The sequence below is a fragment of the Terrimonas rubra genome (genome assembly GCF_042686025.1).
Lineage (GTDB): Bacteria > Bacteroidota > Bacteroidia > Chitinophagales > Chitinophagaceae > Terrimonas > Terrimonas rubra.
The window spans coordinates 540,036-565,995 of sequence record NZ_JBHUOZ010000003.1; the positions used below are offsets into that span (position 1 = coordinate 540,036).

General features: G+C 42.7%; 18 protein-coding genes and 1 tRNA gene. 13 read left to right on the top strand and 6 right to left on the bottom strand.

The window, feature by feature from the left end:
- Window position 1: 1 nt before the first annotated feature.
- On the bottom strand, window positions 2-1,906 hold the full coding sequence (locus ACFS6H_RS11800; protein ID WP_386098674.1) for a glycoside hydrolase family 2 protein: 1,905 nt from the start codon (window positions 1,904-1,906) through the stop codon (window positions 2-4).
- Window positions 1,907-2,037: 131 nt separating this feature from the next.
- Between ACFS6H_RS11800 and ACFS6H_RS11805 the strand changes: the two genes are divergently transcribed.
- The 10 genes from ACFS6H_RS11805 (at window position 2,038) to ACFS6H_RS11850 (ending at window position 17,227) form a co-directional block, all read left to right on the top strand.
- Window positions 2,038-2,748: a DUF421 domain-containing protein gene (locus tag ACFS6H_RS11805; protein ID WP_386098677.1), complete on the top strand. Its 711-nt coding sequence runs from the start codon at window positions 2,038-2,040 to the stop codon at window positions 2,746-2,748.
- 18 nt (window positions 2,749-2,766) lie between these two features.
- Window positions 2,767-3,258 carry a CinA family protein gene (locus ACFS6H_RS11810; RefSeq protein ID WP_386098680.1) on the top strand — a complete coding sequence of 164 codons (492 nt, stop codon included), beginning with the start codon at window positions 2,767-2,769 and terminating at the stop codon, window positions 3,256-3,258.
- A 211-nt stretch (window positions 3,259-3,469) separates the two neighbouring features.
- Entirely contained in the window at window positions 3,470-4,093 is a 624-nt protein-coding gene (locus ACFS6H_RS11815) for a hypothetical protein (RefSeq protein WP_386098683.1), read from the top strand.
- Window positions 4,090-8,688: a LamG-like jellyroll fold domain-containing protein gene (locus tag ACFS6H_RS11820; RefSeq protein ID WP_386098686.1), complete on the top strand. Its 4,599-nt coding sequence runs from the start codon at window positions 4,090-4,092 to the stop codon at window positions 8,686-8,688. The genes ACFS6H_RS11815 and ACFS6H_RS11820 overlap by 4 nt, the downstream gene beginning before the upstream one ends.
- A 6-nt stretch (window positions 8,689-8,694) precedes the next feature.
- Complete coding sequence (locus ACFS6H_RS11825; RefSeq protein ID WP_386098689.1) at window positions 8,695-8,970, top strand: YrhB domain-containing protein; 276 nt, start codon at window positions 8,695-8,697, stop codon at window positions 8,968-8,970.
- A 600-nt stretch (window positions 8,971-9,570) separates the two neighbouring features.
- Window positions 9,571-10,125: an REP-associated tyrosine transposase gene (locus ACFS6H_RS11830; protein WP_386098692.1), complete on the top strand. Its 555-nt coding sequence runs from the start codon at window positions 9,571-9,573 to the stop codon at window positions 10,123-10,125.
- Window positions 10,126-10,286: 161 nt separating this feature from the next.
- Window positions 10,287-10,583, top strand: a complete 297-nt coding sequence (locus ACFS6H_RS11835; RefSeq protein ID WP_386098695.1) for a hypothetical protein — start codon at window positions 10,287-10,289, stop codon at window positions 10,581-10,583.
- A 353-nt stretch (window positions 10,584-10,936) separates the two neighbouring features.
- Window positions 10,937-11,263: a DUF6660 family protein gene (locus ACFS6H_RS11840; RefSeq protein WP_386098698.1), complete on the top strand. Its 327-nt coding sequence runs from the start codon at window positions 10,937-10,939 to the stop codon at window positions 11,261-11,263.
- 229 nt (window positions 11,264-11,492) lie between these two features.
- Window positions 11,493-15,950, top strand: coding sequence for a CusA/CzcA family heavy metal efflux RND transporter (locus tag ACFS6H_RS11845; protein WP_386098701.1), 4,458 nt, complete (start codon window positions 11,493-11,495; stop codon window positions 15,948-15,950).
- A 5-nt stretch (window positions 15,951-15,955) separates the two neighbouring features.
- Window positions 15,956-17,227 carry an efflux RND transporter periplasmic adaptor subunit gene (locus tag ACFS6H_RS11850; protein WP_386098704.1) on the top strand — a complete coding sequence of 424 codons (1,272 nt, stop codon included), beginning with the start codon at window positions 15,956-15,958 and terminating at the stop codon, window positions 17,225-17,227.
- Window positions 17,228-17,359: 132 nt separating this feature from the next.
- Here ACFS6H_RS11850 and ACFS6H_RS11855 read toward each other — a convergent pair whose 3' ends face one another.
- Both ACFS6H_RS11855 and ACFS6H_RS11860 read right to left on the bottom strand, forming a co-directional pair.
- On the bottom strand, window positions 17,360-17,920 hold the full coding sequence (locus tag ACFS6H_RS11855; protein ID WP_386098707.1) for a biliverdin-producing heme oxygenase: 561 nt from the start codon (window positions 17,918-17,920) through the stop codon (window positions 17,360-17,362).
- Window positions 17,921-17,942: 22 nt separating this feature from the next.
- Complete coding sequence (locus ACFS6H_RS11860; protein ID WP_386098709.1) at window positions 17,943-20,135, bottom strand: ATP-binding protein; 2,193 nt, start codon at window positions 20,133-20,135, stop codon at window positions 17,943-17,945.
- A 328-nt stretch (window positions 20,136-20,463) separates the two neighbouring features.
- Between ACFS6H_RS11860 and ACFS6H_RS11865 the strand changes: the two genes are divergently transcribed.
- Window positions 20,464-21,315 (top strand): SH3 domain-containing protein, encoded by an 852-nt coding sequence (locus ACFS6H_RS11865; RefSeq protein WP_386098712.1) that lies wholly within the window; start codon window positions 20,464-20,466, stop codon window positions 21,313-21,315.
- Between the two features lie 45 nt (window positions 21,316-21,360).
- Here ACFS6H_RS11865 and ACFS6H_RS11870 read toward each other — a convergent pair whose 3' ends face one another.
- A complete protein-coding gene (locus ACFS6H_RS11870; RefSeq protein ID WP_386098715.1) occupies window positions 21,361-21,906 on the bottom strand; it encodes a hypothetical protein in 546 nt (181 codons plus the stop codon).
- A 306-nt stretch (window positions 21,907-22,212) separates the two neighbouring features.
- Between ACFS6H_RS11870 and ACFS6H_RS11875 the strand changes: the two genes are divergently transcribed.
- Window positions 22,213-23,304, top strand: a complete 1,092-nt coding sequence (locus tag ACFS6H_RS11875) for a ligand-binding sensor domain-containing protein (protein ID WP_386098718.1) — start codon at window positions 22,213-22,215, stop codon at window positions 23,302-23,304.
- A 149-nt stretch (window positions 23,305-23,453) separates the two neighbouring features.
- Here the strand turns inward: ACFS6H_RS11875 and ACFS6H_RS11880 are convergent.
- Window positions 23,454-23,535: transfer RNA gene (locus tag ACFS6H_RS11880), tRNA-Leu, on the bottom strand.
- A gap of 299 nt (window positions 23,536-23,834) precedes the next feature.
- Here ACFS6H_RS11880 and ACFS6H_RS11885 point away from each other — a divergent pair.
- The gene (locus ACFS6H_RS11885; protein WP_386098721.1) at window positions 23,835-25,043 is read left to right on the top strand and encodes an NAD(P)-dependent oxidoreductase; all 1,209 of its coding nucleotides are present in this window, start codon (window positions 23,835-23,837) and stop codon (window positions 25,041-25,043) included.
- 123 nt (window positions 25,044-25,166) lie between these two features.
- Here the strand turns inward: ACFS6H_RS11885 and ACFS6H_RS11890 are convergent, their stop codons facing one another.
- Complete coding sequence (locus ACFS6H_RS11890; RefSeq protein ID WP_386098724.1) at window positions 25,167-25,901, bottom strand: tRNA1(Val) (adenine(37)-N6)-methyltransferase; 735 nt, start codon at window positions 25,899-25,901, stop codon at window positions 25,167-25,169.
- Window positions 25,902-25,960 lie beyond the last annotated feature (59 nt).

Genomic DNA, 25,960 nt, shown 5'->3' on the forward strand with positions numbered 1-25,960 from the left:
TCTATTCTATCTTATACAATGGTGCGTGTATGGCCTGAAGTTTTTCCATGGGCATTTTTAATACTTTACGGTCATAGGTAAAAATGCCGTTGGTTTCAACCTCTACATCGGTGGTCTGGGTATACACGGCGGCAGATAAACCTGATTGTATCAGTTCATGAAGCGATTGCACAAGCTGTGTATATCTGTCCAGCAGTTGTGCCTGTGTGGTGAAGGACTGGTAGCCCCAGTTACCTTCTTCCAGCCAGGTATGGCCTTTTACCGGCAAGCCAAGGCCGCCAAACTCACCAAGAATGAGTATTTGTTTATTGCCGTAAACCGCCGGATCGGGCATAGCCGGGCCGGGATAATAATGCAGGTCTATAATAGGGCTCACACCCATAAAAAAATTACCGCCACTGATGCCGTTCACCAGCCTGGACGGATCGTGTTTCATGGTCCGGTCAATGATTTCTTTTGTTTTAAACTGTCCCCAGCCTTCATTAAAAGGAACCCAGGAAACAATGGAGGGGAAATTATATAAACCATCCATAATGGCCTGCCATTCTTTACGGTAAATGGCTTCCGATTCAGGAGTGCGGGTTTTATCAAATACCAGTCCTGGTAAGAGCGCCTGCAATAAGTGATGCTTATCTACCTGTTCATTGCCCGGCATTTTTATCCTCAGGTTCTGCAGCCAGTCATTACCGCCCCTGTCGCCACTGGGCATATCCTGCCATACCAGTATACCCAGTTTATCACAATGATAATACCACCGGGCAGGCTCTACCTTTACATGTTTGCGTATCAGGTTAAAGCCCATTTCTTTTGTTTTGGCAATATCAAACTGTAATGCTTCGTCAGTGGGAGCTGTATATAAACCGTCCGGCCACCAGCCCTGGTCTAATGGGCCATACTGGAAAAGAAAACGGTTATTCAGTTGCATGCGTTGTATACCGTTTCCGTCTTTAGCCATTGATATTTTACGCATGCCAAAATAAGTACCGGTCTCATCTATAACTTTTCCTTTTCGTATTACAGATACTTTCAGGTCGTACAAAAATGGTGTTTGCGGCGACCATAGTTTAGCGGCAGGAATATCCAGTATAATATCATTGCCTGCTGTTATAGAACCGGTTGCTACCTGTTGCTGACCGTCCCATGCCGTGAGTTTTATAAGATCGCCGGCCTGGAGGCCATGTGTGTTAACGCTAATATGAACCTGTTGTTTATCAATATCCGGGGTTTGTCTGGTGGAGATAATATAGGTTTCCGGCACATGCTCCAGCCATACGGTTTGCCAGATGCCGGTAACAGGGGTGTACCAGATGCCGTGTGGTTTAGCAACCTGTTTGCCGGTGGGCTGGGGGCCGCTATCGCTGGGGTCCCATACCAGTACGCTGATGGTTTGTTTATTTCCTTTTTGTAAGGCTTTGGAAATGTCGATGGTAAAGGGATCATAACCGCCTTCATGTTCACCTACGGCTATTCCGTTTACATAAATTTTTGCTGACCAGTCCACGGCACCAAAATGGAGAAGGGTTTTTTGTTTTCGTAGTCCGGCAGGTATATCAATAACACGCTGGTACCAGAGTATACTGTCTTTGCCTACTGTTTTGCCTACACCGCTGAGATAGGATTCAACAGCAAAGGGAACTGTTATATTACCCTGGAAGGATAAGGGTATAGTATTAGCGCCGGCTTTTGGCAGGATGGTATATTGCCAGGGTCCGTTCAGGTTTTTCCAGTTGTTTTTACGCGTGAGTTGTGGCCGGGGATATTCCGGCAAGGGGTTAACGGGATTCACGTTTGCACTCCACCCGGTTGCCAGCTTTGGTTGTAAACCCTGCACGGGCTGGGCATGAACAGTGGTAAAACAGGTGCATAATAACAGGATGGATGTTATGGCAAAGCATTGTTTTTTCATACCTGAAAATACACTAGTTTTTTGATATATCTGCCTGCCGCCGGTTGCCGTTTTATGCACCAGGCAAACAAAGTTGTGAAGGTGTGTTGCATTGGCTTGCTTTTTGGATGTATACTTATTAAAACAGCTTTATGATGTTGCAGGTAATATGTTTAGGTATTAGCTGGAAAGAGTTGTTGGTGGGTGATGAGGACTGGACTTTCCTTTGGGAAATAGCCTTACGCAGTTTTATTATGATCATAGCCATTATACTGGCTTTAAGAATTTTAGGAAAGCGGGGGGTAAAACAGTTATCCATTTTTGAACTGGTGGTTATTATCAGTTTTGGTTCTGCTGCCGGTGATCCGATGATATATAAAGAAATAGGTGTGGTTACCTCGTTTGTGGTATTCATTGTAATTATTACTGTATACCGGTTGATCACTTACCTGATAGGGAGGCACCAGGGTTTTGAAAATATAATGGAAGGTAAATCTATGTGTTTAATAAAGGAAGGCAGGTTTGCTATTAATAATTTCAAGGCCGAGGCCCTGGGTACACAGGAGTTGTTTTCGGAGTTAAGATTAAAAGGAGTATCGCAATTAGGACAAATAGAAATTGCTATTGAAGAAATATCAGGAGAGATCAGTGTGTTTTATTACGAGGATAAAGATGTACGTTACGGACTGCCTATTATGCCGGCTATGCTGAAACAGAAGGTGACTACATTTTCAAAACAAGGGCATTACTCCTGTAGTTCCTGTGGCTTTACAGAAGAAAAGCATCCTGGCGATTTGGTTGTTTGTAAAATATGCGACACAAAGGAATGGGTACTTGCCTGTAATAAAAAAAGAGTGACTTAGGATTAAATGTAAAATTGTATGAACTTCCAGGAATCGATCATAAAAGAAATTGGCGATGTTTTACATGAACGTAAAGAAAGTATTGCCGTAGCAGAAAGTGTGACTGCCGGGTTTTTACAGCTGGCCCTGTCCTCTATTACAGCGGCTTCAGCTGTTTTTAAAGGCGGCATTACCACTTATACAATTGATGAAAAGGTAAGGCTGCTGGATATTGATGCTTCAGAGGCCGCAGTAAAGAACTGTGTATCTGAATCCATCACGGAGCAGATGGCCCGTAATGTGGCCAGGCTTTTTGATTCAACATGGGCCATAGCCACAACCGGTTATGCTACCCAGGTACCGGAATCCAACTTTAAACAATTTGCTTTTTGTACCATCTATCATCACAATAAGATACTGTTTACAAAAAAGACCGAACTATATCCGCACACCAATCCTATCGATGCGCAACATTTTTATGCTGAGTCGGCATTGTTTGAGTTACATGCTTTGCTGGTACCGGGGTTGTAGTACGTATTAATTATATCTTTATATAGAATATGTACTAAGTATATTAACACTATATGATTTTTATCAATTAGTATAAATAAAAATATATTTAAGCAGCGTAATTTTTTTATAAAAATTATTTTAAGAAACTTTTCGTAAATATAGAATTCCTATCTTCACGCCCGACCACCCGATACCGTGCATGATAGCCTAAGAATTTAAACCGAACCAGTTGAACCGGATTTTTACCAAGCTTACCACCAGCTTGTTAATTATTGTATGTGTCAATCTGCAACTTGCTGCCCAACAGTCTGCTGCAGATTCGTTACCCCGCTACGCTAAAGACTCTGCTCTTAGCTACTATAAGCGTTATTTACAGCTTGTAGATTCATCCCTGTTTGAAAATCCGTTAAAACATTTTCCTGTCAAAATTGATTCATCCCTTTTGAAGGTAAAAAAGCCGGCTTTACCCAGGATCAGTATTATCAAAAGCCGCGCAGTCGATACACGTCAATTAGTTAAGTTTACTAATGGGTATATTAACTATAACTGGAATTACAGGTCCGGAGTTGATACACCATTTAACTACCAGAATATTTCCCAGCATCATATTACAGCCAGCTCCGATCTTACCCTCGCGGGATTACTTCCGTTGCGGGTAACCTATTTTGAGCGCAGGAGCAATTCGCCTTTTTTCAGGGATTTCAGGGATATCCGTGTTGATGTAAATACTTACGAAATCAATCGTTTAAAACAGGCGAGGGTGCGTGAGTATATTAATGGCCAATTGAAGGAATATATCAAACAGATAGCGATACTACCGGTAAAAGCTTTAACGAGATATTCCCGAAGATGAATATCAATTTCCCGAATCTGAACTTCCTGATGATCATTGCCAGGAATACCGGCCGGCATAGTTTTGATTCCCTATCATTTGAGCTGCCTCGTTTAAGAAGTATCGATATGTTTGCGTTGGACTCTTTATTTGCAAGGAACTTCGATTCGATTATTAACCAGTTGGCCAGGGTGAATAATGAATTGAACGGAACCGGCAGGATCGGTTGGTCCGGAACTTACAAAGAAGCGCCTACCGCGGCAAGTTTGTCTGCCAGGGAAAAACTACTTGGACAAAACTTCCAGATAGCTCCTTTTGGTTCGTATAATGGGGGTTTAAATGTTCCGAAAGATATTTTTGATTTTGAACCATTAAGGGAGGATGATGCGTTTACGAATTTCTTTAACAGGAGAAATGCGACGGAATTTATATTTAGGGAAATAAAAAGGTTTTTTGTTGAGCGATGTTACCGTGAACTGGATATCTGCAGTTATCAACCTCCTGTAAAATCCGTATCTACACTCCTTTTATGTGGTAAGAAGGCCGCCAATGAGCCATCTGTATTTAACCAGGGCGATCCCTGTGCCGACTCTACCAATATTGCTATTGTACGGGCGACAGAGCTGTACCGTTTATATACTGATTCGTTGAAAAATGCTTTTGCAGAAGCTTACCAGCAAAAATGCCTGGAAGCAGCTAACCGGGAAGTATTTACCGTTACGCACCCGGTAAGTGAGTATCACTATACCTTATATTATTATGACCAGGCGGGTAACCTGGTGAAAACCGTACCACCGGAGGGGGTTCATCCTAACCGCGACCTGGGCTGGCTGAATGATGTAAAAGTGAAAAGGGCAGCCGGACTACGCAAAGTGCCCACGCATACTTTGGCTACAACCTACCGGTATAATAGTCTGAACCAGGTAGTGTCGCAAAAAAGCCCTGATGGAGGATATAGTGAATTTTGGTACGACAGGCTGGGCAGGCTGACAGTAAGCCGTAATGCGAAACAATTAGCAGAAGGTAAATACAGCTATACCCAGTATGACTTTTTAGGGCGCATTACAGAAGTTGGGCAAAAACAGCAGACAACAGCAATGACGCAGGCTATAGCCAGGGATCCGGTTGCCCTGAACGATTGGTTGCGTTATTATTATACTGCAGGTGGAAAAACATGTGTGGCTGAACAGGTAACAGCTACCTTCTATGATAATCCTGTTAATTCAGGAGTATTAGCAATTCCTATTCCTATAAGACAAAAAAGGTACACCCTGAGAAACAGGGTGAGTTATACCCGTGTGTACGACTACCTGCCTTATTCTCTCAGAGGGGTTGGTTCACCGGTATATAGTGAATATGACCAGGCTACCGTTTACTGTTACGATATACACGGTAATGTAGACACCCTGCAACAGGATTACCGCACCGGTATTATGGCGGCCAATGGTGATAATCGTTTCAAGGTAATGACCTATAAATATGACCTGATCAGCGGAAAAGTAAACCAGGTGCATTACCAACCTGGACAAAGAGACCAATTATACCACCGTTATGAATATGATGCTGAGAACCGCATTACCGATGTGTATACCAGCAACCATAAACTGATGATTGGTAATACTCACCTGGAAGAACATGAAGCGTTTTATCAATACTATAAACACGGTCCGCTGGCCAGGACTGTATTAGGCCAGGAACAGGTGCAGGGCATCGATTATGCCTATACCTTACAGGGCTGGTTAAAAGGGGTGAATAGCGATACCCTGCTGGATAGTGATGCCAATGCCCTGGTAGATGGCGGAGCTAACCGGTATGTGGGCCGCGATGCTTTCCGTTTCTCCCTGAATTATTATAATGGCGAGTACCAGCCCATCGGCGCAGCGGTACAGGGTGTATTCCCCGGCCACTCGGCTTATATGGGTACGGAATACCGGTCTTTGTATAATGGTAATATATCTTCCATGGTAGTAGGTATTCCTAAACTGGGCGACACCAAATTATATAATTACCAGTACGACCAGTTGAACCGCCTGGTGAAAATGGATATGTGGCAGGGCTATAATGTAAGCAATGGCTGGTCCGGTATTACAAAAACCAATGACTATAAGGAGGAGATCAGTTATGACGGCAATGGTAATATACTGACCTACCTGCGTAATGGTAATCCTTCAGCCGGCAAGCCGGTGGTGATGGACCAGCTGACCTACCAGTATAATAAGGATGTGAACCAGCGCCTGGCAAATAATAAACTGCGTCATGTACAGGATGCCATTGGCAGCAGCAGTTACCTGACAGATATAGATAACCAGCCCGATGATAACTACAGCTATGATGCGATAGGCAACCTGACCGCTGATATAGCAGAAAATATTACGGATATTAGCTGGAATGTATATGGCAAAATAGTAAAGATCACCAAAACCCAGACAGCCAACAATAATGTGGAAACCATTCGCTATGGTTATGATGTGGCCGGCAACAGGGTGAGTAAATGGGTGAAGAAATTTGGCGAGACAAGTGGTAAGTATACCCAGTATGTACGGGACGCGTCTGGGAATGTGATGGCCATCTACACCGGTAACGGGCCGGAGGAAACGCCTGCACCCGGGCTGAAATTGACCGAACATCACCTCTATGGCAGCAGCAGGATCGGCATCTGGAACAAGGATGTGGACATGACCATTACAGAAGCACCGGGAAGCACTTTATCGCTTAACTTTGAAAGAGGAAACAAGTTCTTTGAATTAAGCAACCACCTGGGGAATGTGCTGGCGGTGATCAGTGATAAAAAGCTGGCTGTGGATGTAAGCAGCGATGGCACGGTTGATTATTATATAGCCGATGTGGTGAATGCTGCCGACTATGCGCCTTTTGGTATGCAGTTACCAGGCAGGGTATTCCCCGGACCGGTAGCGCCGGAGGAAACACCTACGGGAGCAACCATTCCTTATGCCGGAACTTTAAATGGTTATGACGAAGCAACCTCCAGGGCCATTGCAGCGGCACATAATAATTTTACCATAGAACTATGGGTGAATCCAGCTACTACGCATGAAATAGACCCGGAAAGTCCGACAGGTCTGGCAGGGGTCGGTGGTCAGAAATATGTAATTGATGCCCTGAGTGGTTCCGCTATTGATCTTAGTACAGATGCCGCAGGTGTAGGTATTAGTGTGGGAACCAATGGGGTGAGTGTATATGAGCATGCAGCTAGCTATATGCCTTGTTTGCTATCCTGGGAGGGCGCTGTGAACGGCTGGACCCATATTGCCGTGGTGTATAATGACAAAACACCGTACCTGTATGTGAACGGTGTACTGGTAAAAACAGGGCTTACATCCTGGAAGACGGATGTATATGCCAGCAATATGGTGGGTTCGGGTTACTATGGTGTCATGAACGGGCAGTTTGATGAAGTGCGGGTATGGGGACGTGTGCGTACGCAGGCCGAGATCATGGCCAATATGAACAGTACCGTATCCGCACCACAAACCGACCTGGCAGCCTACTGGCCCATCAATGACGGGGAGAGTACGGGTCTTACCGATATGAGCGGAAATGGTTATGATGTTGTGCTGAATACGGCTTATAGCGGTAGTAATTTTACCCCCAGCACAGCCATGCCATTGGTAAACGAGGGCCGGTACCGGTATGGGTTCAATGGAAAGGAAAATGATAACGAGGTAAAAGGTGAGGGTAACCAGCAGGATTATGGGTTTAGGATATATGACCCAAGGTTAGCTAAGTTTTTATCGGTTGACCCGTTAGAAAAAGAATATCCATGGAACAGTGTTTATGCTTTTGCAGAGAACGAACCTATATCTTCTATTGACTTAGATGGCTTGGAGAGGGTTAGAGTTGTTACACCTGGAGGTCAAGTGTTATTCGATAAATGGGGGCCTTATGCCGTGCCAGCGGAAGTAAAAGACGCATATGCAAAGAGTGTAAAAGACTGGTACCAAGCGAGGCCGAGTGATGGGGAAATAAAATTTGCAAATATGGTGAAGGGTTTAACCATAGTTGCGGAAAATGGAATTGATGCAGTTGATTATACCTCAAATTATCTTACAAGAGGAGCCACAGGTGTGGTAACAAAACCTATACTAAACAACGCCAGAACCGGGATAAAAAATTTACAAAATTTAAGTACTAAAAACAATAGTCCCAAACCAAGTAAACCCGAAACCCCAGGCTCCCCAACTTTAGGGAATAGTAACTCTACGGCGAATCAAGCCACCGATAACTCAACGTTTAACCTTAAAAATATAAACCAAGTTGGAGGAAATAAGAATTGTGTTAATTGTGCCATTGCAACTGACCTGTATTTAAAAGGCACAAATTCTTCTGCCCTTAATTCTGAACCTAAAAGCCTTACTATTTTGGAAAAGGAATATGGACAGAAGTTTACCTTGGGGCTTACTATTGACCAAGTAAAATCAAAGGTTAACAAGCCGGGGCAAATGGGCATTGTTTTTGGGAATAGAGGAACTGGTCAAGTTGGGCATGTATTCAATGTAGTCAATCAGAAAGGGAAAATTAATTTTGTTGATGGGCAAACAGGGAAAGCAGCCGATTTATCTAAATATCAAAATTTTGGCTTCTTGCCTACAAAATAATTTATTATGATTAATATAGAAGATGCTAAAAATATTGTTTTAAAGAAAGTAGGGAAACCTCCTACAAATGACGAATTTATAATAACGGATGTTATTGAGAAGAATAATTACTGGGTCTTTTTATACGACTCCAAAAAATATATTGAAACTCAAGATACTTCCCATATGCTATTGGGTAACGCTCCAATTATTGTAGATTATTTTGGAAACGTAAAAGAAACAGGGACAGCGCATCCGATAGAATATTATCTCTTACTCTATGAAAATGGGGAATTGAAGTAATTTGAGCGAAAGCATCACAGGAGCAAAAGCCAGGCTTTAAGCCTGGCTTTTGCTCCTGTGATGCTTGCATTTGAAATAATAGTCTATTAAATTTGTGTAGTATTGGTATAGAGCTGTGAGGTCTTTGCAAGTGTTTTAAAGTTGCGTAGCGTGTAGGTGTTTGGTTTCAATGGACAAGAGAAGGTGAATGAGTGGGCGGGGATTGGGAATTATAATGACTTTAAGTTTAGAGGACAGGATAGTAGAACCGGAAGGTTCTTAGCGGTCGACCCATTAGCAAAATCTTATCCTTGGAATAGCCCCTATGCTTTTGCTGAAAATGATGTTATAAGATATATAGATTTAGAAGGTGGGGAAAAAGGCAGCCCAGACCCCGGTTGTTCGTAGTGTTCTAAAAAAATAGGAAAGTTATGCTTTGTTTTTAACAAAGCATCGGCTTTGCAAAAGCCAAGCCTTTAACTATGGTTTGTAAGAATATGATATATTAAAAAGTTATTAAAACTATAATTAAATAAAAGCGTATGTTTTTTACATACGCTTTTTTATTGTTGAATAACGTGCAGCAGTTTTGATTAAAAAGATGTAAATTCAGGATACACCATGAGCGTCGGCGGCTATAAAATACGAAACCAGTCAGCCATACATTTTATAACATTTGCCGTTGTAGAATGGGTGGATGTTTTTACAAGGAAACAATACCGGGATATATTGCTGGATAGTATAAAATTTTGCGAGGCAGAAAAAGGATTAAAGTTATATGCCTGGTGTGTTATGAGCAATCATATTCATTTAATACTGGCTGCAAATAATAGTAATTTAAGTGACCTGCTCTGCGATTTCAAGAAATTTACAGCCAAACAGCTTGTTAAAGCGATCAGCGAAAATAAACAGGAAAGCCGGAAGGACTGGATGCTGCCAGTTTTTAGTGAAGCCGGCAAGGGTAACAGCCGGAATAGTGAATACCAGTTTTGGCGACAGGATAACCACCCTATTGAGCTGTATAGTACTGCTTTTTGTTTTCAGAAATTGAATTATATACATCAAAATCCTGTTGAGGCTGGAATAGTAGAAAAGGCGCAGGATTATCTATATAGCAGTGCTAAAGATTATTATTTAGGTAGAAAGTCAGGTTTATTGGATGTAATTTTTTTGTGATTTAGTTCTGTCATTCGTTGCAAACGAATGACAACTTTCTTTTCTTTGTAGTGATTCTTCTTTGAAGAGACTACGAATAGCGTGGGTATTCTAATAAACATAATCAAGATGAAGTTATTAAAAGGATAGCTAAAGTTTATGGAAATAAAGCAAAAAAGTAAATGGAAATAATAAGTTTTAATAAAGGAAATTTTTCAGTGTGGACAGAGTCCGCAGTTGTAGAGTTTGATGAAGAAGAGTTGGAAAATTCTTTCATGAATATTAAGTTATTTGTTAACAGTAATGAGAGTATAGGCATGAATGTTTGGACTGTTAATTATCTTAACAACAAACTAAGTTCCTTTGTTCTTTCTGAAAATAAGGTGTTAGTGCCCCCTGATATTATAGTTAAAAGCTTGCACTATGAAAACATTAAAAATGCAATATTAGAGTACCTCAATGAAGGAGATTATATTTAATTCCCGGTTATCGGTAGAGTTTTAAAAATAGGAAACGTTATATCATCTGTCGCGAGTCTTCCGGAGGGAGACTCATGACGAACATTCCTGCCCTGATTATATCAGGATTAAGTTTCCTTTTATCAGTAATAAGAAGTTTTTCGATTTGCTATAAAATTTTGTAATAACCTATTACCCCTATTAAATAATTCTCATATTAAAATTTGATTGAATAAATAGTAGGGGTGTTAAAGCCGAATAGCGGACCGAACGTAGAAGCGAGCGTGGCAGGTAAAGTTGATAGTAGCACTACAGCCGGTATAACAAAACTTTATCATTACTACTTGTATAAAAGTTTTCTATCTTTGCTGCACATGCGGTCAATTCTCGCTATATGGACCTTTTACCTGATGGTGCTGGCCCTGCTGCCCTGCAGCGATGCCAAAAACCAGTGTTATGATGATGCGGCAACGGTGATGACTACCCAAACCCATGATCATGACAGGGACAGCGATGACGGCTGCAGTCCCTCCTGTTATTGTAACTGCTGCAGCGCCAGCATTACCTCTTTTGATTTTAAAATGCCCGAACTGAAACAACCTAAATTACAGTTTGCGGCCCAGACCATCACCTTAAAGGATTGCTCCTTTATCTCCCGCTATGATGGCAATATCTGGAACCCACCCAAATTCACCGTTTAATTTTTACTGTACAATTGCATGTTAGGGCCAATGATGGTTATGTCCGGCTATGCAGGTTATTCTGCTAAATCGTAGTCATTGGCTTATGCTTTTGTCGTACCAAACTTATACAGCAGTGCCCGGTATTAATGATGCCGGTTACTCCATGCGTTTTATGGCCGTTGCTAACCGCATGGTGGTTACCCCGTAGCCACCACTCAGGCTATTTATAAAAATTAAACAAGAATCCGTGTTAGATAAAATTATATTATTCAGCATCCGGCATAAGCTGGTAGTGGGGGTAATGACCCTGCTGCTGGTGGTCTGGGGCATCTGGAGCGCCACCCGCCTGCCCATTGATGCCGTGCCTGATATTACCAATAACCAGGTGCAGATCATTACGGTTTGTCCCACACTGGCGGGACAGGAAGTGGAGCAACTGGTAACTTTTCCCATTGAACAGAGTATTGCCAATATTCCCGACCTGGAAGAGACCCGCAGTATTTCGAGGTTTGGCCTCTCGGTGATCACCGTGGTATTTAAAGATGAAGTAGATATTTATTTTGCCCGGCAGCTCATTAATGAAAAATTAAAAGAGGCGGAGGAGAAGATTCCGCAGGGTATAGGAAGGCCGGAACTGGCCCCTGTAAGTACGGGACTGGGTGAAGTATACCAGTATATTATCCACCCTAAAAAAGGCAGTGAAGGAAAGTATGATGCCAAGGAACTGCGTACCATGCAGGACTGGATAGTGGCCCGCCAGTTATATGGTACCCCGGGCATTGCCGAGGTAAACAGTTTTGGCGGCGAGCTGAAACAGTATGAAGTAGCGGTCAATCCCAACCGCCTAAAAGCCATGGGCGTTAGCGTGACCGAAATATTTACCGCCCTGGAGAAGAATAACCAGAATACCGGCGGGGCGTATATTGATAAAAAGCCTAACGCTTATTTTATTCGCGGGATTGGCCTGGTTACTTCCCTGGAAGATGTAAAAAATATCAGCGTTAAAAATACCACCGGCAGTGTACCCATTTTTATCAAGGATGTGGCCGATGTGCGTTTTGGGTATGCTGTGCGTTATGGCGCTATGACCTATAACGGTGAAGTGGATGCGGTAGGTGGCGTGGTGATGATGTTAAAGGGGGAGAACAGTAATGAAGTGGTGAACAGGATCAAGGCTAAACTACCGGTTATTCAGAGATCCTTGCCTGATGATGTAGTGATAGAACCTTATTTAGACCGCACCGATTTGGTTGACAGGGCGATCAATACCGTACAGAAGAACCTGGTTGAAGGAGCCCTGATCGTGATCTTTGTACTGGTACTGTTCCTGGGGAATCTAAGAGCAGGTTTGATCGTTGCATCGGCCATTCCCCTGGCTATGTTATTTGCCCTGGGCCTGATGAATGTGTTTGGCGTGAGTGCCAACCTGATGAGCCTGGGAGCGATAGACTTTGGCCTGATCGTGGACGGTGCCGTGATCATTGTGGAAGCTACGTTGCATCATTTGGGGCTGCGTAAATCCACCCAAAGACTCACTCAACCCGAAATGGACCAGGAAGTATTTACCTCTGCTTCTAAAATCCGCAGCAGCGCAGCTTTTGGAGAGATCATCATCCTGATTGTGTATATACCCATTTTAACCCTGGTAGGTGTAGAAGGCAAGATGTTCCGCCCCATGGCACAAACGGTGGGCTTTGCCATCCTGGGGGCGCTTATCTTATCACTGACCTATATACCCATGATGTGCGCTTTGTTCCTGTCCAAAAAAGCAGTGCATAAAAAGAATTTTTCTGACAGGATGATGGAACGATTCCAAAACCTGTACCGGCCACTCCTGCAAAGAGCTATCAAAATAAAATACTGGCTGGTGGGCATAACGGTTGCCGTATTGGCGGGCTGCCTTCTGTTGTTTAAAAATATGGGCGGGGAATTTATACCGCAATTGCAGGAAGGTGATTTTGCCTTTCACTGTATCCTGCCACAGGGCAGCTCCTTAAGTCAGAGTATTGAAACCTCTATGCAGGCTTCACGTATGATCAAAGAGTTTGAAGAAGTGAAGATGGTGGTGGGTAAAACCGGCGCTGCTGAAGTACCCACCGATCCTATGCCGCCGGAGGCTTCCGACCTGATGATCATATTGAAACCTAAGCGTGAATGGAAGAGTGGCAGGACCTATGATGAGCTGGCCGATGCCATCAGTGAAAAGCTGGAAGCCATACCCGGTGTTTTCTTTGAGAAAAACCAGCCCATCCAGATGCGTTTTAATGAACTGATGACGGGTATCCGCCAGGATGTAGCCGTGAAGATTTTTGGAGAAAACCTCGATTCACTTTCCGTCTATGCCAACCGGGTAAGTAAGGTAATACAAACAGTAGAAGGGGCTACGGCCCCGCAGGTGGAAAGAGTAAGTGGTCTGCCACAGATCAACGTGGAGTATGACCGTACCCGCCTGGCCAACTACGGTTTAAATGTACAGGAAGTGAATGATGTGGTGAGTACGGCCTTTGCCGGCAAGGCTGCCGGGGTGGTGTTTGAAAATGAAAGACGGTTTGACCTGGTAGTGCGCCTGGACAGTGCCCACCGCGGCAGTATTGAAGATGTAAGTACACTTATGATACCTACCGCCACCGGTAACCAGATACCTTTATCACAAGTGGCAACCATTGATTATAAATTAGGTCCGGCACAGATCAGCCGCGAAGCGGGAAAAAGAAGGATCGTGATAGGCTTTAATGTTTCGGGACGTGATGTGCAAAGCGTGGTGGAAGATATACAGCAAAAGCTGAACAATTCGGTTAAGCTGCCACCGGGTTATTATTTTACTTATGGTGGCCAGTTTGAAAACCTCAAAGAAGCAAGTAACCGGCTGATGATAGCAGTGCCGGTTTCACTGCTGCTGATTTTTGTGTTACTGTATTTTACTTTCCGTTCAGTAAAACAGGCGGCTTTGATCTTTACCGCTATTCCCATGAGTGCTATTGGCGGTATACTGGCTTTATTACTCCGTGGTATGCCTTTCAGTATCAGTGCCGGCATTGGCTTTATTGCCTTGTTTGGCGTGGCGGTGTTGAATGGCATTGTATTGATCGGGACTTTTAACCAGTTGAGGAAGGAAGGGGCAATTGACAATGGACAGTTAACAATTGACAGTGGACAATTGACAGTGGACAATGAAGAAACAACAACAAGCAATAAGCAAAAGGATGCTGAGAAAAAATGGATAGAGAAGATTGTGATGGAAGGAACACGTATCCGCTTAAGGCCGGTATTGATGACAGCTACTGTGGCAAGCCTTGGATTTTTACCCATGGCTTTAAGTACCAGCGCCGGTGCGGAAGTACAAAAGCCCCTGGCAACTGTAGTGATCGGTGGTTTGATGACAGCCACGTTTCTGACGTTGTTTGTGTTACCTCTTTTATATATCATCTTTAATTCAAAAATTTCATTTAAACCTGGATCCAAAGTGAAACCTATTATAACTACACTTCTACTCTTGTTTTTATTAACGGGGATGAATAGCATGGCGCAGGAAGCGAGGTCTTTGTCTGTGGACGAAGCAATACAAGTAGCAATTAACAATAATGGCAGTATAAAAGCCCGTGAGCTGGAAATAAAAGCCGGTGAAGCTTTAAGAAAGACAGTAGGCGAATTGCCTAAACTGGATCTCAATGCACAGCTGGGTCAGTATAACAGTGTTAAGTTTGACCAGTCCTTCCAGGTTGCCCAGACCATACCCCTCCCTTCGTTGTTTGGAGCGAGGCGGGAATTGATCGGTGCGGAAATAAAAGGCCGGCAATTGCAACAGGCACTTACCGTACTGGAACTGAAACAGCAGGTGCGTACCTACTATTACCAGGTACAATATTTCAGGCATAACCAAAAACAGTTAGAACAACTGGATAGCCTGTACCGGGATTTTATCAGGATCGCTGAACTGCGGTATAAAACCGGTGATACCAAAAAGGTAGATATCAGTACAGCGGCGGCAAAAAAAGGGGAGATAAGTTTACTGCTACGGCAAAACAACGTTTACCTGGCCAATGCCTATGCTAACCTGCAAACGGTGATGAATACCAGGGATGGATTTAGTGTTGTGGAGGAAGTGTTTCAGCCGCTGCAGGTAAAACAGTTAATAGATAGTGCAGCAGTGGTAAATCATCCCGCGATTCAATTGTTATACCAGGATGCCCTGATTGCAGAAGAAACCAAAAGGGTGGAGAAGGCCCAGGGCCTGCCTGACTTTACGCTGGGTTATGTGAACCAGTCACTGATTGGCTTTCAGAATGTAAATGGTACAGAAAAGTTTTTCAATGCGGGTAACCGGTTTAGCTCTGTGAACATTGGCATTGCCATTCCCTTAACCTTTGGGGCTACCAAAGCCAGGATAAAGTCACTGGAGTATAAAAAACAGGCCGCAACCGCCAATGCACAACAGCAACAGCAGTTGCTGTCAACACAAATGCAAAATGCACTGGTGCAATACCGGCAGGATATAGAGCAGTACAATTATTTCCGTGACCAGGCATTGCCTAATGCCGGGGAAATTATTGCCGCAGCACAGTTAGGCTATAAAACCGGTGATATCGGGTATGTGGAATACCTGTATGCCCTGCAAACAGCCACTGATATACAATTGGGTTACCTGAAAAGTATCCAGCAGTTGAACCAATCGGTTATTACTATTTATTCATTTATTAACCAGTAAATTGTATGAGACTTTCTATAAATAAGATACATATCGTCATCTCTATACTTGCAGTCGCTTTGTTGTTTGCTGCCTGTACGGATAAGAAAAAGGAGAAACTTAAGGAACAGGAAGAAACGGCAGGCGCAAAAGAAAATAATGGTGCGGCTGAACCTGTTATTGTTACGTTGACGCAGGAGCAGATAAAGACAGTGGGTATACAAATGGCGGTGGTAGAGCATAAAGAGCTTACGGCAACTATCCGTGCCAATGGAATGTTGAAAGTGCCGAATAATAATAAGGCCAATGCCACTTCCTTATATGGCGGTGTGGTAAAAACATTGAATGTGCAAATTGGTGATTATGTTAAAAAAGGACAGGTCATTGCCACTATTGCTAATCCGCAGTTTATCCAGTTCCAGGAAGAGTACCTGACAATCGGCAGTAAAATAACTTTTGCCGAACAGGAGCTGCAACGCCAGCAGGCTTTAAATGAAGGTAACGCCGGCGCCGGTAAGAACCTGCAAACTGCTACGGCAGAATTGAACAGTCTGCGTACCCGTAAAGCTTCTTTACAGCAACAGATACAACTGATGGGTATCAATCCCCATACTATATCCAATAGTAATCTAAAAACGGCATTAGTAGTGGCAAGCCCGTTAAGTGGTACGGTGAGTAATGTATTTGCCAAAATAGGCAGTTATGTGGATGTGTCCTCCCCTGTAATTGAGATAGTAGATAACAGTTCCCTGCACCTGGACCTGCAGGTTTTTGAAAAAGACCTGCCACAGGTAAAAGTGGGGCAGACCATACATTTTACTTTGACCAATAATCCCACTACTGAATACGATGCTACTGTTTTCAGCATCGGCTCTTCCTTTGAAAATGACAGCAAAACAATAGCGGTACATTGTAAAGTAAACGGCAATAAAAACGGGTTGATAGACGGTATGAATATTACCGGTATTGTTAGCCTGAATAATGTAACAACTCCAGCAGTGCCGAATGATGCTATTGTGAATGCGGATGGCAGGTATTATATTTTCGTGGTTACGGATAAAAAAGCGGATGATCATAAAGAAGGAGAGGAAGGTCATGAACATAAAAAGGGGGAAGGACAAAAGCAACAGGAAGAAGGGACGAATTTTGAAAAAATAGAAGTACTGAAAGGGGTTTCGGATATGGGGTATACCGCTATTACCTTTGTAAAAGATATACCCAAGGGTGCGGGCATAGTAGTGAAGGGAGCTTTTTTTGTCAATGCCAAATTAAGTAATGCCGGTGGACATGAACATTAATACATAGCCGGCGGAAATATTCATTATGTGGTGGCCCTAGAAATGACACCGCTCAATGAAGTGAAATATATAAAAGCCTGTCAAGTGACAGGCTTTTATATATCGTCGTACAATAATAACGTATTTAATGTATCAGTGAGCGGCCATGTAATCGTAAGCTTTTACTGCACCCCGGTATACCTCCTCATATTGATCGGTGGTAAAACGGGTGTCCAGTACTTCTTTGAACTGTGTCCAGAAAGGCCCTGTGTTTTCTTGATAACAACCGAAAAAGTTGAAATATATATCCGTAAAGGCAGGTAGTGAAGTGAGCCTTTTTTTTATCACATTTCCCCCTAAGGTGGAACCTTCCATTACATATAGTATGCCCATGGCTGTTGCCTCACTGCAGGTATCGGTATAGGACGCGGTACCAGATGCTGTTAACCCTAATACTTCCAGGTCTGCTACAAGGTAGGGGAGTTTTTTTCGCAGGGGAAGCTGGAGGGCTGTCCTCAGCGGAGGAGAAAAGCTGTTGAATACGGCTTCTTCAAAATGAGAAAAAAATAAATAATTCTGCCAGATAAGTTGTTTATAATCCTCTACTGTATAAAAGGGGGTGAAAATTTTTTTAGCGTTCATTTTTTCTTCTACACGGTCATGAAGGGATTGTGTCGCGGTTTTTAAATAAAGGGATAAAAGAGTTGTGTCCATGTAATTTATTGTATAGGGTCGATCAGTTGATAGATGGTTTTTTAAAACGGAGGGTAAAAGTAGTGCCTTCGTTTAGTTCGCTTTCAAAGCCGATGCTGCCTCCCAGTTTATCCATAATACGATAGGCAATATTTAAGCCTACGCCGGTGCCCGAAAACTCAGTTGCATTTCCCAGGCGGGTAAATATTTTGAATACATTTTCTTTTTCAGCAGGCGGTATGCCTATACCATTATCCGAGATGCGATATACCACATGCGCCTCATCGGTTTGGCCGCTGATATGCACCTGCGGGGCTGCTTTTTGAGAAGAATATTTGACAGCATTGGTGATCAGGTTTTGAAAAACCTGGTATACCAGGGTCCGTTCGCCTAAAATAGCCGGGGTGGATGCAATAATAATATTTGTATTGGTGTCGTATGAAAACTTTGCATCGGAACATATCTTTTCAATGATTTCGCAGGTGGGTATTTCTTCCAGCTGGTAAGAACTGTGTTTAACCCTGCTCAGTTCCAGTACATTTTTCATCATGGCAGACATATTATCGATCTCGGCCAGGATGCTGCTGATTTTATTTTTCTGCCAGGCAGATTCGGCATCGCGGTCAAGGAGTTGTACATTTAACCGGATAACCGAAAGTGGTGTTGCTAAATCATGTGAAATAGTATGTGAAAAAGCATCCAGGTCATTGTTCAGTTTTAGCAGTTCGTTATTGAGCTCCTTCAGTTTGTCAAACTGCAATTGCTGGGTTTCTAATACTACATCATGAATTTTGCTGAACTCCAGCAGATCCTTTTTTGACCAATACATGGATTTATTACGGATCTCTTCCGAAAATACCTGGAAGGAGGCCCTGGGAGAAATAGCCCTGATCTTCTGGTCATAAAACTGTATACTGTCAACCTTTTTCTCAGGATTTCCGGCCCAGGTAATATGTTCTTTGAACTCCTGCCGGAACCATAATAAAAGGGTGTTTTTTTGTTTGCCCACATAACAGGCCGCCAGTCCGCAGCAGGATCCGTCAATGCCGGGAAGGGATGCATGATGGTCTATATAAAAAGTATTGGAAGCCCAGAGTGAACCGTGTAAATTTGTTTTTGTCCAATCTGCAATGTGACGAATAGCAGGAATAGCAGGAGTATTCCCGGTTGCTTTTATTTCTCCTTCGGTTACTACGGCAAATCCATCTGCCTGCGAAATATCCAGGATATTATCCAGGTTATTAAATAATGAATCTTTTAAATTATCATGCGCAGAAAGATTAGCTTTTAAAGCGGTGGCCTTATGCATATACAAGGTCTCATTCGCTATGATCATGCGTGATTTTAAAGAAAAATAAGCATTGGCTGCAATAATGGTACATATTTCAGCCTGGATACGGTTAAACAGGTCAATATGTTTGGGGGCAACGCTATGGCAGGTTACCAATCCCCAGAGTTTGTTATCAACAATGATGGAGGTGCTGAAACTGGAAGAGGCCCCGGAATTTTTAATGTAAACACCGTGGATAGGCGACATAGCTCTTACGGTTGAATGGGTAAGGTCTACTGCCGACATTTTACTGATAACCGGAACAGGCTTTGCATGTATATTGCTGAAAATACGTTTATAGTTTACCTGGTATAGGGCCCTGGCCTGCTGTGGTATATCACTCTCCGGGTAATAGAGGTTGAGGTAGGATTCCATTTCCGGTTTCTTTCTTTCTGCTATCACTTTCCCTGAGCCATCATTCAGGAATTTATAGATCATCACCCGGTCGTAGTAAGTGATTTCATAAATATTCTTTACCAGCGCCGACCATATTTCTTCTTCGGTTTTTGCCGATTGTACTTCCTTGGCTCCCTGGTATAAGAGGTTGCGGGGAATTTGTTTTTTTATATACTCTTCCAGTTCAATATAGATAGTCCCACGGTACAGGTAAATGGTGAGGTGGTAATCTGTTTGCCCGATAGTGATCTTATCAAGATTTTTATTGGCTTCCTTCAGGTTCGATGCCAGGTTCTGATAGATAAAAGATGCCGTTATCAGCTGAAAGCCTGTTAATTCATCCTCGAAACTTTTTCCGAGTAAATCCTTCTCTACGTTGAAAAGCTGCGGAATGTTCTCGCTAAAAAAACGTATGGTCCTGTCCGATACATCCAGGCCTATCAGGTAGCCGTAACTTTGGATATGGGCAGGTATATGGATTTGTTCTTCATGACAATCTTGGAAATTCATATAAATTGTTAGTCTGGTTAAGGATTATAACGTTATTGTAAATAACGAAAGGGCTTAGTGACAACGAAAAACAAATGCCAATAGGGAATGGTAATTATAATAACATAATCCAAATAATATTACCAGTGCAACTTACGAAAAGAAGGGATACTAGCTGATTATAGTTTTCCACTAAATGCCGCAATTTCCCGCGACAGCTAAGAGGAAATAATTAAATGTTAACAGGATAAGGCAGGGCTAATATGGGTTGTGGAAATGCTTTAAGCAGCGCCGCCTTCACTTGCAAAATCCATAGTAAATGTTTATTTTGGGCGCTTCAATATATCATATGAAAACCTTCATCACCGTTCTTTTGCCGCTGCTGCTTACCGTTGCGGCCCGGACACAAACAACCGATTTTACAAAATGGCTCAAAAAGAAAACCGTTGATGGTAAAGAGATCACTATGTTAAGAGTACCGGAAACGGAGTTTGGTCCCAAATTATTGGGATTTATTTCCTTGGCCCAACACGAACTAAACAGATTGCCGGATCTGTACAGACTTTCATTTAACCATATGAGTGGTGATTCCTATAAAGAAATCGAAGGATATTGTCAAAAAATAGAAATGGAAAATGCCAGCTTCCCGGTGCACTATTACCGCGACGAAATGAAAGCATTTAAAGCCCTTAAGGAAGAGATGGACCAGAAAGAACTGGCCCGGAAAAAAGCGGCTGAAGAAAAAGAATTTTTTGCCAAATTAAAAGCTGATTTCGCATGGGTCAGCGGTGATACATTAATGGTGCGTAGCAGGCCTGAGGCAAAATCTCCTGGTATAGGTAAAATACACAGGCTTAGTTATATAAGAGCCTATGAGGTGGAGGATAAGGAAGACTGGGTGCAAATAGATTTTGGCGGCCACAGCGGTTATGTATTGAGAGACGATATTGCCATTGATTGGGAAGAGCTGGAGCCTTCGAAGGAAGACAGCATGACACTGCAAAGAGGCCGGTATTATGACTTTACGCCTACTGCTGCCTATACCGCACAATTAAAAAAGGCGGCGGCAGAAGAAGAGCGTGCCATGAGAGCGGCGAATGCGGCGCCCCGCAGAAAATACTACACGGGCCCCCGGGGCGGATGTTATTTCATTAATTCAAACGGCAATAAACAATATGTAGATCGTAGTTATTGCAGGTAGTTCGGCTATAATAAAACAGGTCTTTCAAAAGAAAGACCTGGCTGGTTATTGTGCCCGTTTCAACCTGAATTGTGCTGATATTTTTATGGTCTTCACTTCTGCATAGGGGCAGTTGCCCTGTGGCTGGTATTGTTCTGTTGCAAAAGAGCCGGTAATAAATTCATCAGCGCCTGTATGTTCAATATTTTCAATTTTTATATCCCCCGGCGATAAGATCAGTAAGGGGGCGTCAATAGGACAATCCCACCAATGACTTTCATATCCGTCAGAAGGCCCCAGCCCATACAGGATGATGGAAGTGCCGGCAGAAAGGTCCCAGTAATAAGGATAACTGCCCCGAAAATCATTTTCTGCATTAGCAGTTAACGTGACATTTAAATTAGGGAAACCGTTTTTGCCCCAGGTAGCCAGGTGAATATTCGTACCGGTACGGGCGTAATGAATATTTTCAAGTTCTCTTTGTACTCCGTTTACCGTAAGCTTAAAATAAGTATTGTCTTTATGACCACCTCCCAACATATCCTTTTTGTCCTTGCTGCTGCAGGATGTTAAGATGATGAATACAATGATTACTGCTAAATATTTGTTCATAACACAATGATTGGTTTAGTTGTAACAAAATTAAAATGGCGAATAAGCTAGCTGAATGAGCACTGGCATTCATTTGTATAGGTAGTATTGCTTACGCTTTAAATATTGGTTACTAACCCGGGCAGGGTCTGGTAATTATCTTTCATTTTACATCCTTACACCTGGCCATTTCAATAAAGTAGTAAAATGGTAAACATTCAAGCCGGTACAACCTGCACTTGAGATATTTGCGTAATTTTATTGCACCTCTACACGAGTTTTGCGTCATTGTAGCGCAGCAACAGTAAACTGGCAACTTTTAAAAAAATGAATAGCGTACAAATGACACTATACAACATCTTACTCACCATTTTTTTCTTAACCTTTAATTCATGCGAGGGACAAAATAATTCACAAACACGACAAGGCGAGACTGTTGAAATTGGCATAATGGTTCCGGATCTTGACAAAACGATCTGGGCTATTTATCAAGACAAAAGCAGCAATTACTGGTTCGGAAGTAAAGAGAATGGTATATTCTTTTATAACGGTCAGCAAATAAAACAAATGACCGTAAAAGATGGATTGGTAAGTAATGCCATACGCGGTTTTCAAGAGGATGCAGCGGGCAATATTTTTATTGAAACCGAGCGGGGTGTCAGTAAATTTGATGGTCGAACTTTCAAAACTTTGCAGGTTGCACCCCCCGGATACTTTACGAATGAGTGGGTTTTAAACCCGGATGATTTGTGGTTCAGAATGGGCGCTGGTAGTAATGGGCCCTATCGGTTTGATGGAAAATATTTGCATTTTCTAAAACTTCCACAATCACCGCAAGAGGCTGAATTTAAAAGCAAGAACAAGAATACGAGTGTAAGACCCTATGGGCTTTATACCATCTACAAAGATCGTAAAGGTATTATGTGGTTTGGAACAGCAAGTCTTGGTATATGCCGATTTGATGGCAAAACACTGAGTTGGCATTATGAAGAACAATTACAAACAACTCCGGAAGGTGGCGATTTTGGTACGCGGGCCATTTTTGAGGATAAAGAAGGGGAGTTTTGGATAAATAACACTCGTTTTCGGTACAACTTAAAACCGGATAGTAGTATTAATATAAATTTCCAAAAAGAAGACGGAATTGGTTATCTGGATGAACGAAATAAAAAAGAATTTCCATTTTTTCTATCCATAACCGAAGATAAGGAAGGCAACTTGTGGATGGCGACTTATGATAACGGAGTGTGGAAATACAATGGGAAAGAGCTTATTCATTACCCTGTCAGAGATGGAGCAACTGATGTACTGCTTTTTACAATCTTCAAAGACAACAAAGGAGTTCTCTGGCTTGGAAGTCATAATGCTGGCGTTTATAAATTTAATGGAGAATCATTTGAAAAGATGTTTGAAAAATAAAGACGACAGCACAACAGCGGCCTGTTAACAGCTAGCCATGGAGATGGTGATTCCTGTAATAAAAAATTTGTGTTCGCCAATAGTTCACCCAAAAGCAACTGGCTTAAACTAAAAAATCCTTGTAAACTTTCGTTTACAAGGACTCTCTGTGCCCAGGACTGGAATCGAACCAGCACACCTTGCGGCGGCAGATTTTGAGTCTGCTGCGTCTACCAATTCCGCCACCTGGGCAGCACCTGCGAATTGGGCTGCAATATTACATATTTCCGGTTAATTATCAGCAAGCGCCGTAAAAAATATCTCCGCCGGCCTATTTACAGCATTTCCTGGGCGGGAACAGTATGTTGCGGATCGTTCTCCATATTTTTTTCAATGCCTGCATGAGCTGTATTATTTTATGATCAACCGGTGGTTTTATACCTGTTAACCGGCCGGGTTATCGTAAATTTGTAGGATTATCCTGGTAACCATAACAATTTACCGGGATAGTTGTTGAATGATAGTTTATTTACGCTTGCAAATTTACAAATATGAAGATCATAGGACTCATCAGGGAGGGAAAATCACCGGCCGATAACAGGGTAGCTTTAACACCGGCTCAATGTAAATGGATACATAAAAATCTGCCCCAGGTAAAAGTAATAGCCGAAAGTTCGCCCACACGGTGTTTTAGTGATAAAGAATATACCGCTGCTGGTGTGGAAGTGAAAGATTCGGTAGCAGAAGCCGATATCTTACTGGGTATAAAAGAAGTACCGGTACAGCAACTGATCCCCAATAAAACCTACCTTTTTTTCTCCCATACACGTAAAAAGCAACCTTATAACCAGAAACTGTTACAGGCTATCCTGGAAAAAAATATTACACTGATTGATTACGAATGCCTGGAGCATGAGGATGGCCAGCGTATCATTGGCTTTGGCTTTTTTGCCGGGGTGGTAGGGGCGCATAATGGTATTATGGCCTATGGCAACCGAACCGGGTTATACCAGTTGGAGAGAGTGTACAAACAACGCAGCTTCAGGGAACTGATACATACTTATTTCGGCCTGCGTTTACCCAATGTAAAGATTGCCGTAACCGGATCAGGACGTGTGGCACATGGTATTATTGAAGTAATGAACCTGATGGGCATTCATGAAGTAGAGCCGGATGATTATTTAAGACGTCGTTTTGCTTATCCCGTGTATACCCAGTTAAAAGGAGCCGACCTGTATAAACACAAGGAAACCGGAACCTATAGCCGTGAGCAGTTTCACGAAAACCCGGAACAATTCACCTGTAAATTCTTACCCTATGCCGCGCAAACCGATATTCTCATGAACGGCGTGTACTGGGATAAAACCATCCCTCGCCTGTTCGAAAAAACGGATGTAGCAGCTGAAGATTTTATCATACAAACCATTGCCGATATAACCGACGATGCCGATGGTTCAGTACCTATTAATGTAGGCGACCAGACCATTGAAGATCCCGTATATGGTATTGATAAAAAAACACTGGAGAAGGTAGCGCCTTATACTGCCGATACCATTGATATAATGGCTGTAGGCAACCTGCCTAATGAGCTGCCCCGTGATGCTTCCCGTTATTTTGGCGAACAACTGATCAAGTTTGTACTGGAAGATGTGTTAAAAGGCTCTTCTCCTTTACTGGACAGGGCCACTATTACACATGCCGGGCAATTGACATTGCCGTACGACTACCTGTCCGATTATGCGAAAGGTATAATAACTTAATTTTTTTGTTAGCCGGCTATAGTATCACTATTCAGCTTCTGTTGCGTCGCACTCTTGTACTGCAGTAACTTTATGCATCGTTTGTAAATGAGTATATAGCTTTATGCTTTCCGCTTTCAGCATTCAGCTTCCCTTATAATACAAATAATAAGGCTGCAATAAGGCCATAAAAGTATCCGTATAGTTATTATTACTGTCGCGGATGCTCATTTCATTTTGTGTAAGTAACAGGTTGTTTGCAGCATGTGTGCCCATGATCATGGTTCGGAAAAAAGAATGGGAGTCGGACTGTTTAACCCTGGTTATTTGCGTGGTGTACAGGTGTTGCTGTTGTATTAGTTTCAATACTTCTTCCTCCCTTTTATAAGGTAGCAGTAAAAAGAATGATCCACCGGTATTCAGTTGTTGTCTGATAATAGCCACCAACTCGTGTAGTAATAAACCTGCATCATGATGCGCCAGGTTCTTATTGCCGGCTCCTGACCGTAAATCGTTTTCGTAAAAAGGCGGGTTGCTGATAATAATATCAAAGCCGGTAACCGGCAATTGTTTTATATCCGTGGCAATCACCGTTAATCTTTCGTTCCAGGGAGAATTACGAAAATTATCAACGGCCTGTCCTGCCGCCGCGGGATCAACTTCAATGGCCTGTATAGCCGCATTTGTTTCCTGCGCCAGCATTAAACTTAAAAGCCCGGTGCCTGCACCTATATCCACAATTGATTCCGCATCGGAAAAATGTTGCGTAACCAGTTTTGCCACCCATGCGCCGAATAAACAACCATCCGTGGTCACTTTCATGGCACATTGGTCCTGCTGTACCTTAAATTGTTTGAACTGGAAATAATTGTTAGGCAAACGGAGTGATGAATTATGAGTTATGAATTATGAATGCCTTATTATCACATCAGCACATC

Excerpts from the sequence above, each read along its gene's own strand:
- ACFS6H_RS11800 (WP_386098674.1), bottom strand. The coding sequence starts at position 1,906 with ATGAAAAAACAATGCTTTGCCATAACATCCATCCTGTTATTATGCACC.
- ACFS6H_RS11805 (WP_386098677.1), top strand. The coding sequence starts at position 2,038 with ATGATGTTGCAGGTAATATGTTTAGGTATTAGCTGGAAAGAGTTGTTG.
- ACFS6H_RS11810 (WP_386098680.1), top strand. The coding sequence starts at position 2,767 with ATGAACTTCCAGGAATCGATCATAAAAGAAATTGGCGATGTTTTACAT.
- ACFS6H_RS11820 (WP_386098686.1), top strand. The coding sequence starts at position 4,090 with ATGAATATCAATTTCCCGAATCTGAACTTCCTGATGATCATTGCCAGG.
- ACFS6H_RS11825 (WP_386098689.1), top strand. The coding sequence starts at position 8,695 with ATGATTAATATAGAAGATGCTAAAAATATTGTTTTAAAGAAAGTAGGG.
- ACFS6H_RS11830 (WP_386098692.1), top strand. The coding sequence starts at position 9,571 with ATGAGCGTCGGCGGCTATAAAATACGAAACCAGTCAGCCATACATTTT.
- ACFS6H_RS11835 (WP_386098695.1), top strand. The coding sequence starts at position 10,287 with ATGGAAATAATAAGTTTTAATAAAGGAAATTTTTCAGTGTGGACAGAG.
- ACFS6H_RS11840 (WP_386098698.1), top strand. The coding sequence starts at position 10,937 with ATGCGGTCAATTCTCGCTATATGGACCTTTTACCTGATGGTGCTGGCC.
- ACFS6H_RS11850 (WP_386098704.1), top strand. The coding sequence starts at position 15,956 with ATGAGACTTTCTATAAATAAGATACATATCGTCATCTCTATACTTGCA.
- ACFS6H_RS11855 (WP_386098707.1), bottom strand. The coding sequence starts at position 17,920 with ATGGACACAACTCTTTTATCCCTTTATTTAAAAACCGCGACACAATCC.
- ACFS6H_RS11860 (WP_386098709.1), bottom strand. The coding sequence starts at position 20,135 with ATGAATTTCCAAGATTGTCATGAAGAACAAATCCATATACCTGCCCAT.
- ACFS6H_RS11865 (WP_386098712.1), top strand. The coding sequence starts at position 20,464 with ATGAAAACCTTCATCACCGTTCTTTTGCCGCTGCTGCTTACCGTTGCG.
- ACFS6H_RS11870 (WP_386098715.1), bottom strand. The coding sequence starts at position 21,906 with ATGAACAAATATTTAGCAGTAATCATTGTATTCATCATCTTAACATCC.
- ACFS6H_RS11875 (WP_386098718.1), top strand. The coding sequence starts at position 22,213 with ATGAATAGCGTACAAATGACACTATACAACATCTTACTCACCATTTTT.
- ACFS6H_RS11885 (WP_386098721.1), top strand. The coding sequence starts at position 23,835 with ATGAAGATCATAGGACTCATCAGGGAGGGAAAATCACCGGCCGATAAC.